Origin of the sequence: Paenibacillus thalictri (assembly GCF_004307995.1) — a bacterium.
GTDB classification, from domain to species: Bacteria; Bacillota; Bacilli; order Paenibacillales; family NBRC-103111; genus Paenibacillus_AF; species Paenibacillus_AF thalictri.
Genome location: NZ_SIRE01000008.1, coordinates 224,881 through 237,081, shown reverse-complemented (window position 1 = coordinate 237,081; position 12,201 = coordinate 224,881). Strand labels below are relative to the sequence as shown.

The 12,201-nt window shown below is 47.7% G+C and carries 8 protein-coding genes and 1 riboswitch; all 8 genes read right to left on the bottom strand.

All coding sequences use genetic code 11. The features are described 5' to 3' along the window. Window position 1: 1 nt before the first annotated feature. The 8 genes from EYB31_RS12830 to EYB31_RS12795 all read right to left on the bottom strand — a co-directional run bounded on the left by EYB31_RS12830 (window position 2) and on the right by EYB31_RS12795 (window position 11,986). Complete coding sequence (locus tag EYB31_RS12830; RefSeq protein ID WP_240762377.1) at window positions 2–547, bottom strand: RNA polymerase sigma factor; 546 nt, start codon at window positions 545–547, stop codon at window positions 2–4. Between the two features lie 183 nt (window positions 548–730). Then, complete coding sequence (locus EYB31_RS12825) at window positions 731–3,262, bottom strand: tetratricopeptide repeat protein (protein WP_131013728.1); 2,532 nt, start codon at window positions 3,260–3,262, stop codon at window positions 731–733. A gap of 14 nt (window positions 3,263–3,276) precedes the next feature. Continuing rightward, window positions 3,277–4,425 (bottom strand): hypothetical protein, encoded by a 1,149-nt coding sequence (locus tag EYB31_RS12820; protein WP_131013727.1) that lies wholly within the window; start codon window positions 4,423–4,425, stop codon window positions 3,277–3,279. Between the two features lie 269 nt (window positions 4,426–4,694). Beyond that, window positions 4,695–4,770: riboswitch (cyclic di-GMP riboswitch) on the bottom strand. A gap of 315 nt (window positions 4,771–5,085) precedes the next feature. Continuing rightward, the gene (locus tag EYB31_RS12815) at window positions 5,086–6,882 is read right to left on the bottom strand and encodes an ABC transporter ATP-binding protein (RefSeq protein WP_131013809.1); all 1,797 of its coding nucleotides are present in this window, start codon (window positions 6,880–6,882) and stop codon (window positions 5,086–5,088) included. A 10-nt stretch (window positions 6,883–6,892) separates the two neighbouring features. After that, entirely contained in the window at window positions 6,893–8,629 is a 1,737-nt protein-coding gene (locus EYB31_RS12810; RefSeq protein WP_131013726.1) for an ABC transporter ATP-binding protein, read from the bottom strand. 338 nt (window positions 8,630–8,967) lie between these two features. Beyond that, a complete protein-coding gene (locus EYB31_RS12805; RefSeq protein WP_131013725.1) occupies window positions 8,968–10,014 on the bottom strand; it encodes an ABC transporter substrate-binding protein in 1,047 nt (348 codons plus the stop codon). 35 nt (window positions 10,015–10,049) lie between these two features. After that, on the bottom strand, window positions 10,050–10,385 hold the full coding sequence (locus EYB31_RS12800; RefSeq protein WP_131013724.1) for a 4Fe-4S dicluster domain-containing protein: 336 nt from the start codon (window positions 10,383–10,385) through the stop codon (window positions 10,050–10,052). Further along, on the bottom strand, window positions 10,382–11,986 hold the full coding sequence (locus EYB31_RS12795) for an FAD-dependent oxidoreductase (RefSeq protein ID WP_131013808.1): 1,605 nt from the start codon (window positions 11,984–11,986) through the stop codon (window positions 10,382–10,384). Before EYB31_RS12795 ends, EYB31_RS12800 begins: the two co-directional genes overlap by 4 nt. Window positions 11,987–12,201 lie beyond the last annotated feature (215 nt).

Here is a 12,201-nt window from a genome sequence, read left to right as displayed (position 1 = left end):
TCTACACCTCCTCCTCACGGGATAATAGGTCGCTCATCCGTTTCTTCGCTCGATGCGATCTTGATTTCACCGTACCTTCAGACACTTTTAACAAGATGGCGATTTCTTTTTGCTTCAGACCGTAATGAAAATCGAGCACTAATACCTCCCGGTATTTACGGGGCAGCTGCATCACGGCTTTCCAAACCATATGATTATCGAGACGATCAAATACCACCTGCTCTGCCGAAGGAGAGCTCCCTCTTTTGAGTTTGTCGGTCAAAGTCACTTTGCGGATGAACGCGCTTTGCAGATAATGAAGCGCTTTATTCCTCGTTATCGTCAGTAACCAGCTTTTGACCGAGCAATCGCCCCGAAAAGCGTACAAGCCGTTAAATGCGGCAAGAAATACTTCTTGTGATATATCGTCGGCAGCATCGGAACGATTCGTCAAAAAATAGGCAAAGTTCCACACATCATTTCCGAACGAATCCATCAAGTCACGAAGCACGATACTCCGATCATAACCGTGTGCCAGATGCTTTAAGTAATCCCACCGGTCCGTCAATGCCTTCACCTCTATAAAGAAGACCGCAGATGAAATCAAATGGTTCCATATTACAAAAAATTTTCTGAATGCTATGCTGGTCGCCATGCAGCGGCCAAGCTGAGTTAACAAGCTTTATTTTATCATGACTTTTCAAATTAATAACGATTTGACTAACATATGGATCGCAATGATTCAATATAGTTAAAATAAATCAATTCTCACGAACATTTTTATTTTTTCAAATATACTAACCAAATCGTCTTTATCAGAATTCGAACCTGTGTAATATGCCAAAACATTACCATCTGCATAGACATTACTATCCCGCCAATAAATATTTGATGCGTTATTTAATTCGTAAAACGAAACATGATTTGTATATGAACTCATCATTTCTCTGCAATAAATACCATCGCTTGTTATTGCAAAACCATTTTTTCCACTTTTGAACAAAGTATCATCATGCGCTAAGTATATTTCATCACAATGCTCAATATTTAATGTTTGCTTTAATTTGTATGACACATCATATTTTGATTCATCGTGCATCATCACAAAAACCTCGCATGAAGTTTTAATTGACTCAAGAGTGCTTTTTGTAATAGTTCCAGAACTACTACTTGTTGAAGAACTGCTTGCACTTCCTGATCCTTCGCCATACCATTTGCTTAACCAATTAATAGCATCATCATTTCCTTGTTCTGCCGACTTCCTCAACCATTCTTTAGCCTTATCATCATCAGCAGATACACCATCTCCCGAATGGTAACAATACCCTACATTGCCTTGAGCTTTCATATGCCCCTGTTCTGCTGCTTTCACATACCATCTAAATGCCTCATAATCATCTTTCTCTACACCTTGTCCATTGGTATAACGTACACCCAATCGATTCTGCGCATCAGCATAGCCATTTTCTGCAGCTTTTCTGTACCATTTGACAGCTTCAGCATAATTATTATTGTCCATCTCCATTTTACCAACTTCGGTAGCCGCATAATCATTACCACCCTTTGCAGCTTTGATGTACCACTGCTTCGCTAATGTATGATCTTGAGCGGTCCCTCTTCCAGAAGCGTAACAATTGGCAAGATTACTTTGACCTAGAGCATATCCCGATTCTGCTGAGCGTTTCATCCAGATAAATTCTTGTTCATTGTCAGCCGATACTCCATATCCCTTATAATACATAAAACCAACCATGCTAGCCGCTTCACCGCTCCCATGATCATACGCCTTTTTAAACAATTCCAAAGCACGAGAATTATCTTCATCCGTTCCTTTACCGTAATAATAACAATACGCAAGGTTTAGTTCTGAGCGAGCGTATCCAATTTGTACTCCCTTCTCGTAATATTCCATTGCTTGTGTATAATCCTGTTCCACCAAAGTACCGTTATAGTAGGCATCTCCTAATTTGTCTATAGAACGCCAGAATCCGGCTTCCGCAGATTTCCTTAACCATTTTAATCCTTCTTCTGTATTTTGTGTTGTTCCATAACCACTAATATATAAGTCAGCAAGTTCATTTTGAGCAAAAATGTCCCCGCTTTCAGCCAATCTTAAAGTCGGTTCAAGCATTTTATTAAATATTTCATTACGCTCTTGAGAATCCTTTGGAAGAGAATAAGCAACATTTATTGATGATAAAGTATCTCCTAACTCATGTCCTCGTTGTCTCCATTTTTTACCCTCTTCAATGTCTCTAGCTACATGTCCATATGGCTGAACATAGTATTCACCCATAAAATACATTGCTCTTGCGTTACCTTTTTCCGCAAGCGTTTTAAATAATTCAAAAGCTTCATCAAGTATGCAATCAAAATACAGTTTTTCTGCTTCTTCCAATTTTGAATCAATCTGTACTTCTGCAATAGGAATTAGCCCATTTTTAACATCAATTTTACTATTTACAAAGTCATCGTATATTTCACTTATTGACAATGCAATCGAATCATCCAATTTTTCTTCACTGATTATCTCTTCAATTAAGCTCTTTTTATTTTTCATCTTTCTTGCCATATCCGGTAAAAAATGATATTTTTCCACCATCCCCAATATGAGATTGGACATAAAATTACCGCGAATTGTACCGAGTTCCATATAAATTTGACCCATTTCATCTATGGGAACATCTACAATACTCATGAGATAATCTGTCAGAAGTATCTCTTCGTTGTTTATTATGTTCTGTAATATAAGACTTCTTTTAAGAATATCTAACTTTCTGTTATCTTCTAGTATTCTTTTATCGAACTGAGATATGACCTTACAAATTGCAACAAGCGGAGAATAGACTGAATATACACCTTGATCAATTTCCCTTGTTAGCATATGGAAAGAATCTACACTATCAATTTTTTCATTCAGTTTTCTAACAAAAGCACCCAACATTTGCTTAAGCTGCAGATGATCAGCATACAGCTCATTTAACTGTGTGCCCAAACTCAGCATGATTTCGTGGTCTATGCAATTCCTGTTATACAATTCTGCGATTGCTTCAGACATATATGCATTAAGCTTATCATGATTTTGCCGTATCTCCGCTAGCGTAAATTTATTCTTTCCTGTTACTGTTTTTACCATTCTCTGAAACCAACCTTGTGATTCCATCGTTGTGACCTTGTTATCAGTATCATTCATTAGTGCTGTCATGCCTGACAAAATCATATTGATTCGTCCCGATGATTGCTGTGCTAAGTAATTAATATCTTCCATTGTTACGATGTTCATAATAATCCTCCTGCTTAAATGGAATCAAATAAATCTTTTAATTCCTGATTCATTTCCATACTACGCTTCTTAAATTCTTGATGAATAGCATTTTGCTGGCTCATCTGGCACACAAAATCGTAGTACTGCTCAGATGCATGCTGCATACTACCTACCAGATCATCATAAACATTCTCAATATTTTGATAATATTTTGCCTTTGAAAGAATTTCTCTGTATTGACCGCGTCCAAAACACGGAGCAACGACTTTATTAACTACTCCCCCAACAATGAAAGCAACTGGAATAGTCAACAATGTAGATGCCCCAACAGCAGTAATGGCTGCTGAAACAGGAATCATAACACCTGCAGTTGCCCCTGCTGTTACTCCAGCATCTCCACCAGATTTTAGAATTTCTTTTAAGTATTCCTCATCGCTTAGCTGCCCTTGTTTCCATGCTTTATAAGATACAACAGCTTCAGTTCCCATACCAATTACACAACCAATGAGCCCCGCCTTGGCCATTGTACCTGCTATGTTTTTGAAGTTATAGGATGTATATGCTTTCCCATCCTTGATTTGTTCTAACCGTTCTTCAGTAGACTTTTTAATCATTTGAGTATCTTGAAACCCTTCAACTTTCTCGTAACCATTTGCCCTTACAACATCCACTTTTTCAGCATTAGTTACTACCGTCATATCTTTAGGCGTATTGTTTAAATGAGGATTCGACTTACTTGTATACGCTTTCATCTGATACTCACTACTTTTTCCAGTTAAAAGGTTCTTCGCTGTGACATCGCTCGCTGCTCTGTTCGCAACATCACCCGCGTCGTATGTTTTAAGGATATTTTTTGCAGTTCTCCTCTGAGTACTCATCCAATCCCATTCATAACCTTTACCCTGTAGTTGCTTAATTATCCATTCTTCCTTCCCAGTTCCTTGAGCAATATATTGCTGCATGGTTGAACTGGAATCAAATATACCAGAACCACTGTAATTTCGCCCCATCCATTTCCAAAACTCAACATTATTTGAAAGTGAATTACTTCCTTGAACTGCAACAGCTGCCGAAGATAGCTGATTAAAATTATGTCTTACCACCAATTTGCTTGTTTCGTTCAACATATCGATCATTTCATTTTCAGAAATGTTGATCGATTCTTGATCTGGTTTACTCATATACGTTCCTCCAATTAGTATCGGTTACATACTTTCATCCTTAGTTATTCCTCCAGTTCTTAATTTGCTCCATCTTCCGGGTTTTCCACATTTGAAGGGTATCCCCATCTCGACGAACATTCACTTATTTTGGTATTCCTTTTTGAACAGAGCATTTGCACCCTCCTTTGTGTTATACCCCGTTTTTCCGCTATTTAAAGTGCGGTATAAACTTCAATCATTTTTTCACCTCAACAACAAAAAAAGCACTGCCATCGGCAATGCTATCAACATGCAACTAGCTCCCATTGTACAGGTCGTATAGTTTTGCATCACAGACTTTTGTCTGCTTTACCAATATTATGTATATAATATAATTCTTCTAAATGAACCTTGTCAATATATCCATATATTTCAATTGCAGCTCTTTCTTGAACCAATGGTTTAGCAGCCGCGGCAACCTGCTCCCTAATTATTCCGCTATTCCATTGCTGCAGTGGAGAAAGAATTTCTTATTCAAACCGAATATTCTCTAGACTAAGAGTAGCCCGCAACACGTGCTTGGGTAACTGTATTAATGGTGAGAGCATGGAAGCTTGGATTCCTCGCCTATGACCATAGGAATGCGGTGCCGGACTTTTCCGACACTGCTGTTTTCCCCGTATAATCCATTTATTCGTCTCATTTCCCTTTGTACAATTCGTAATAAACTCCCTGGTTCTCAAGCAATGCATCGTGTGTCCCATGCTCGACAATACGCCCGTTATCGAGCACCGCAATGACGTCCGCTTGACGGATCGTGTTCAGCCGATGAGCGATGACGACGTTGGTCCGGCCTTTCATCAGCCGCTGCAGCGCTTCCTGGATGTTCATTTCCGTAACGGTATCCACGCTGCTGGTCGCCTCGTCGAGAATTAAGATGGACGGGTCGGCCAATATCGCCCTGGCGATCGCGAGCAGCTGCCTTTGCCCGTGGCTGATCGCCCCGCCGCCTTTGAGCAGCACGGTATCGTATCCGTTCGGGAGCCTGGTGATGAACAAATGCGCGTTGGCCAGCCGGGCGGCTTCCTCCACTTCCCCATCCGTAGCGTCCAATCTGCCGTAGCGGATATTTTCGCGTACCGTGGTCTCAAACAGAATCGAGTCCTGAAGCACAAAACCCATGTGGCGCCGGAGACTGCTGCGCCGGATGCGGCGAATATCATGTCCATCAACGCGAATAGAGCCGCCGTTGGTTTCATAGAACCGGGAGAGCAATTGCACAACTGTTGTTTTGCCGGCCCCGGTAGGACCAACTAAGGCGATCGTTTGTCCCGGCCAAACGCGAAAACTGACCTCCGACAACGTTTTTGCCGATTGCCCGTAAGAGAAGTTCACTTGGGAAAATTCGATATCCCCGTGCACCTCTTCCAAATCGACAGCCCCTTCTTCATCTTCTTCCTCCCGGTCGCGTGAGATTTCAAACACCCGTTCCGCACCAGCGACCGCCGACAACATCGTATTCACTTGAGTCGAAAGGTCATTTAACGGACGGACGAACTGCCGCGCATATTCGATAAATGTCACGATAACGCCAATCGTAATCATGCCCTGAAACGCCAGCACGCCTCCGACGCCGGCAATGACGGCAAAGCTCATATTATTGAGCAATATCATCAGCTTTGAAATAAATCCGGAGTAGGTCTGAGCCCAATAAGCCGAAGTGCGCAGCTCCTTGTTGAGACCGGAAAATTCGTTCAGCACATCATTTTGCTTGGAAAACGCTTTGACGATCAGCTGCCCTGACAGCTTTTCTTCCAGAAAGCCGGCGAGAGCGCCCAAATCCCGCTGCTGCGCTTTAAACAAAGGTCCCGTCCGCGCAGTAATCCATTTCATGCCGTAATACATAGCCGGAAAAACCGTCAGCATAACAAGCGTTAATATCGGGCTCAGCCACAGCATGAGCGACAGCATCCCAACAAACGTAATCGTGCTGGAGACAAGCTGGATAAAGGAACTGCCGAGCATCTGGCTGATGTTGTCAATATCGTTCGTAAACCGGCTCATCAGTTCGCCCGCTTGTTTATTGGCATAAAAAGGGATCGGGAGCCGGTGCAGCTTGGCGAATAGATCGGCCCGAATCGCGGCCACCGCCCTTTGGGCGACACCAATCATCGTATAGTTTTGCAGCAGGGTAGCCCCGGTCTGCACCGCATAAATGACGCCCATCAGCCCGATAAGGGCAAGAAGTTCGGCGCCATTTCGTTTCACGAGATAGGAGTCGATAAGAACACCCAGCAAAAACGGACCAAGCAAGCTAAGCGACGCGCTGATGACAATCAATAACGTCACGCCAAGCAATGTCCTTTTATATGCGGATAAATAAAACCAGATGCTGCGGAGCGTCGTTTTCCAGTCGTTCACCTTCACCTTCTTGCGTTGGCCGTCCGTTTCCCGGGCAGCCGGAAGCAGCGGCGGCGGCCCATAAAGCCATGACATGCCGGGCCATTTAAACATTGGAAGCCAGCTCCTCTCTGCGCTGGGAATCGGCAATTCGCCGGTAAAGCTCCGATTGCGCCAACAGCCGGTTATGATCGCCTTGAGCCAGCAGCTTGCCGTTATCGAGCAGCAGCACGGTGTCGGCCGATTGCGCGCTTGCGATTTTGTTGGTAACCAGCAAGGTCGTGCATGGATATAACTTCAGCGCGGCCAGCAGCTTCTCTTCCGTCGCCGCGTCCAATGCGCTTGTGCAATCGTCCAGCAGCAGCAGCTTGGGCTTGCGCAGCAGCGCCCTTGCGATCGTCAGACGTTGTCGTTGTCCCCCCGACAAATTACTCCCCTTCTGCCCGACCACCGTATCGTACCCATGCGGAAGGTTCATGATCGTGCCGTGAATTTGCGCCCTTTGCGCTGCTTCGATCACGTCATCCATCGACGCCGTCCCTTCGCCCCAAAGCAAGTTGTCTTTGATCGTTCCCGTAAAAAGCTGCGCTTCCTGCGGCACATACCCGATCTGACCGCGCAAACGCTCGTCTGGCCAGAAGCGGATATCGGTACCGTCCAGCCGGATCGTGCCTTCGCTGTTTTCATAGATCCGGGGAAGTAGCTGCAGCAGAGATGTTTTACCCGAGCCTGTAGCGCCGATAATCACGGCGGTCTGTCCCGGCTTTATCTCAAAAGTCACATCGGACAAAACGGCTGCTGCGGTATCCGGGTAACGGAATCCGACCTGCTCAAAAACAACGCCGCAGGACAGTCCGGCGGCGCCCGTCTCCAGCGCGCTCCCCTTCTGCGGGGATTCCGCATCTTCCAAGCGGAGCAATTCGGCGATGCGGTCGGAGGAGGCTTTTGCCCTCGACAAGCTCGTTACGATCATCGAAACCGTGGAGAAAGCGGCAGTGATGCGTGCCGCATAATTAACGACGGCAAGCACGGCGCCTACCTGCAGCTGCCAAGCCGCCATCCGCTCGCTGCCAAGCCATAATATAATCAGCACGCTCAGATTCATGATCAGCAGAAGACTCGGAATCGTAAGCTCCGCCAATCGCAAAGCGGAGCTCGTTCGCTCCTGCAAATCATCGTTGGCGTTCGTAAACCGCCTGTTTTCATGAACCCCTCGTCCAAAAGCGCGAATCAGACGAATGCCGAGTATATTCTCGCGAAGTACGCCGTTCATGCGATCCACCTGATTTTGCACCGACCGGAAGAGGCCAAATCCTCTTTTCATCGACCAACCCAACACCCCGAACAAAACGGGAGTCACCAGGATAAGCAGCAATGAAAGCCTTGCATCTACCATAACCGCCATAATCAAGGAACCGACAATAACCAGCGGGATTCGGAGAAACACCCGTAAACTTAAGAAAAAAGCAAGTTGAAGCTGATTGACGTCGCCGGTTAATCTTGTCAGCAAAGATGAAGTCTCGTACCGGTTATATTCGGCGTAAGAAGAATGAACCAGCTTCCCGAACATTGCGGAACGAAGGTCGAAGGCAAAACCTTGGCTTGCATCCGAGGCATAAAATGTATTGATGATTCCCGATGCGAATCCGATCAGCGCGATAACTACCATCATTGCGCCCCACAGAAGCACGGCATGAAAGTCGTGAGCTATAATTCCTTGATCCGTCATACGGGCGAGCAGCAGCGGATGCCAAAGCTCCACAACAAGCTCGACAAGCATCAGCAGCAGCGCAACCGTGACGGACGTGCGATACGGTTTGATAAAGGGCAATATCACCTTCATTCCTGCACCTCCCCCCTCATACTTTCCATAGAAAATAGAGCAACCCTCTCTAACGACATGGAGAGGGTTGCCTGTTTAGCGACGCACCAAGTTAAAAGCATCCGATCATGCTCTCCGCCAGCAGTCGATGGCCGTTCAGCGAATTTCGCACAATCTCGCCCGTACAATCTCCGCCAGCACTTCCCGGGAACTGCGACAGCCGAGAGCAGTGACGCTCACTTGTCAGACACGTTCAACACCTGCGCTTTTCTTTATCATAGACCCCGGCAGCACGTGTTGCAATACCCAGTAGAGCGGTTTAATGCCAATACAGCGGTTTACAGCGCGACCGGCGCTATTCATTTCACAATCCAGGAATTCAGATCGAAATCTTTGTCCGCCAGCTTCTCGTCAATCAGGAATTTCTTTGTTCCGTCCAACAGCTTAACTCCCTCGTCCGTAAAAGGCACATCTTTAATGGTAGAGATCGGCGACGATTTCTTGTTCAGCTCCGGGGTGAAACCGTTCAGCTGGGACAAAAATTGATAATATTCATCCGGCTTCGCCTGCAAATCCTTGAGCGCCTTAAGCCGGGCCTCATTCCATACCTTGGGGAAATCCGGAAACTTCTTCAGGAAATCTTCCGAGACGACAGTGATGCTGGTGCCGATCAAATGAGGATGTTTCGTCGCATCGTCCAGCAGCGGATAACCTTGATCGATCTGCTTGAAGGCATAGATCGCGCTGTTCGTCATCGCATCCACTTCGCCGCGCGACAACGCCGCTTCCCCGTCCGTACGCAGCATATGTATGAACTTGACGTTCGGAATATTCTGCTCTTTAACTAGACCGGCAATGTACCGGTGCATGAAGGACCCTTTTTGGATCGCCACTGTTTTGCCTTGCAGATCGGCAACCGCAGCCGGTCCGCCTTTTTTGCCGATCAAATAACCGACGCTTTCCGTCGCCCCTTGGGTAATCGCACGTGTTTTCGCCCCGTTCGAGCGGGCCAGCAATGCAGGTGTGTCCCCCAAGCTTCCGAAATCAAGCCTGCCGCTGATTAACGACTCGCTTTGGTCCGGCCCGTTGGGGAAACCTGTCAGCTTCACTTCGGTAATCCCGTACTTTTTGAGTTCCTCCTGAATAATGCCTTTGTATAAACCCCAGCCTTCGGCGCCTCCGGGGTAATTCAGCTTATTCGTGCCGATATACCCATAATTTAATACGCTTGGCAGCTGCGGCCCAGCCGCACCGCCGGCCGCAGCCGGGGCGGCGGAACCCGCCGCTTTCTGCCCATTGTCCGCGGTGCCGCAAGCTCCGAGCAAACTTATCGCCGCCGACAATATTGCAATGGCTCCCAGCTTGCGGGCGAACCCGCTTTTCCCCTGTTTTTGTTTTACGAACATCACGTTAACTCCCTTCCTCTTTCAAACCGCAAATTTTATCCGCCGGCCATTTTCTTCGCTAATTCGTACATGAACTGGTGCTGCGCTACGGGTTTCCTGCCCGGCCCCCAGCCAACTTTCTCCCTATAACCGCCTAACAAGCCGCTGTGCTCAAGCTCATCTTCGTTTACCGCCGAAGCGCCTTCCGCATCCGGAGCTACATAAAGCGCATCGGCAGGGCAATACAACTCGCACATAAAGCAGGTCTGGCAGTCGCTTTGGCGGGCGATAACGGGAATGCCGCTCTCCGTACTGTCAAATACATTGGTTGGGCATACGGATACGCATAAGTTACAAGTAATACATCTGGAGTCACTAACGAGCTCGATCACTTGGCCACAGCCTCCTTGTCAACCGGCAGCTTATTTACCCATACTTGGTCGAGCCCGCCGCTCGTCAAACGGTAACGCTGCGCAGCGTCAAGCTGCGGGAAATCGTCGCGTTTATGCATGCCTCTTGTTTCCGTGCGAACAAGCGCGGTATTGTACATCCAACGGGCCGTCGCCGTCATGGCAACCGCTTCGCGCCGGCGAACGCCTTCCGCATCCAGCGTTGTCTCCCGTTCGCGCAGCTCGTTCCATAAACCGTCCAGACGGTTTAGAGAACTACGCAAACCATGCTCCGTCCGGAACAGATTGCGATCGTAAGGCGTCACTTCCTCTTGCACGGCATGGATCGCTTCTTGCGTCAAGCTCTTTGAACCGTCGCCGCCTTTCTTTTGCAGCACCGTTGTCGATACGCTTTTTAACTTGCGGTCCGCCGCTTTGTCCCCGATCCCGGCAGCAAACAACGCCGCACCCTCGCCTGCAAACGATCCGGACGACATCGCCCAGGCCGCATTGTGGCTGCCGCCTCCGGTGAAGCCGCCGCAGATCAGCTCACGTGTCGCCGCATCGCCTGCCGCATACAACCCCGGCACTACCGTCGAGCAATCCTCATCTACGATACGAATCCCCCCTGTACCGCGGACCGTACCTTCCAAACGCAGCGTAACCGGGAATTTATCTTGAAACGGATCGATCCCCATACGGTCGAATGGCAAAAAGAAGTTAGTCTGATTAATTCGCAGATGCGGCCGAATGTCTTCCGGCGCTTGGTCCAGACTCGCATACACTTGACGGCCTTCCAGCAAATTGCGGGCGATGATGGAACGGCCGCGCTGCGAGCCGGCGCCTTCCACAATCGATCCATCCTCGTAATAAAATGAAGCGTAACGGTAATACGCCGTTTTGGTTACGGAAGAAAATGTCGGCGCGATCGCGTAAGCATTGGAAAATTCCATGCCGGACAAGTCGGCCCCGGCTTCCGCGGCCAGCAAATAACCGTCACCGGTCAGCACGTTGCACCCCAGCGCTTTGCTCAGAAAAGCGCAGCCGCCCGTGGCGATGACAACCGCACCCGCACGCACCGTCCAGGTTTCTCCGGTTTGTATTCTTACGCCGGTTGCGCCGCCAACGCCGTGTTCATCGGCAAGCAGTTCCAGAGCCGGACTGTGATCGAGAATTTTAACGCCTGCCTTCTGTACAAGCTTGCGCATCAGCTTCATATATTCCGGCCCCTGCAGGCCGCGTTTGTACTGATTGCCATGGTCATCCAGCGGGAACGGATACCCCCAAGCTCCCAATTTGTTCATGTTCTCGTATGTGCGATCGAGCACGCGGTTCATCCACGGCACGTCGGCCAGCTGCCCGCCAAGCGTGTAACGGCTTTGCCGCGCTTCCTCCCGCAGCTGCTCCTCCGGTTTGATGTACCATACCCCTGTGCCGGATGGCGCCGTAGCGCCGCTTGTACCGCAGTACCCTTTATCCGCCAAAACAACTTTCGCTCCTTGAGTTGCAGCCGTCAGCGCAGCCCAAGTGCCGGCCGGCCCTCCGCCAATTACAAGTACGTCGGCATTCAATCTCAGTTCGCTTGCTTCCCTTGCTACCGTCATCATCATTTCCTCCTTGAATATGATATTTGTTGCATAATATCCGGCTTTACAACGGTCTTTCAGAATTGCCGACAACAACACGTCTGCACATACAACGGAAACGAACCCGTCGTATTTGGTATCGAGCGCGACCGGGATTCTCACAAGCATACTTGCCCACATGATTCACCTTCTTTTTTCTCAATTAAAAATAAAAAAAGAGGCAACCCCTGAAT

Excerpts from the sequence above, each read along its gene's own strand:
- EYB31_RS12825 (WP_131013728.1), bottom strand. The coding sequence starts at position 3,262 with ATGAACATCGTAACAATGGAAGATATTAATTACTTAGCACAGCAATCA.
- EYB31_RS12820 (WP_131013727.1), bottom strand. The coding sequence starts at position 4,425 with ATGAGTAAACCAGATCAAGAATCGATCAACATTTCTGAAAATGAAATG.
- EYB31_RS12815 (WP_131013809.1), bottom strand. The coding sequence starts at position 6,882 with ATGTCATGGCTTTATGGGCCGCCGCCGCTGCTTCCGGCTGCCCGGGAA.
- EYB31_RS12810 (WP_131013726.1), bottom strand. The coding sequence starts at position 8,629 with ATGAAGGTGATATTGCCCTTTATCAAACCGTATCGCACGTCCGTCACG.
- EYB31_RS12805 (WP_131013725.1), bottom strand. The coding sequence starts at position 10,014 with ATGTTCGTAAAACAAAAACAGGGGAAAAGCGGGTTCGCCCGCAAGCTG.
- EYB31_RS12795 (WP_131013808.1), bottom strand. The coding sequence starts at position 11,986 with ATGACGGTAGCAAGGGAAGCAAGCGAACTGAGATTGAATGCCGACGTA.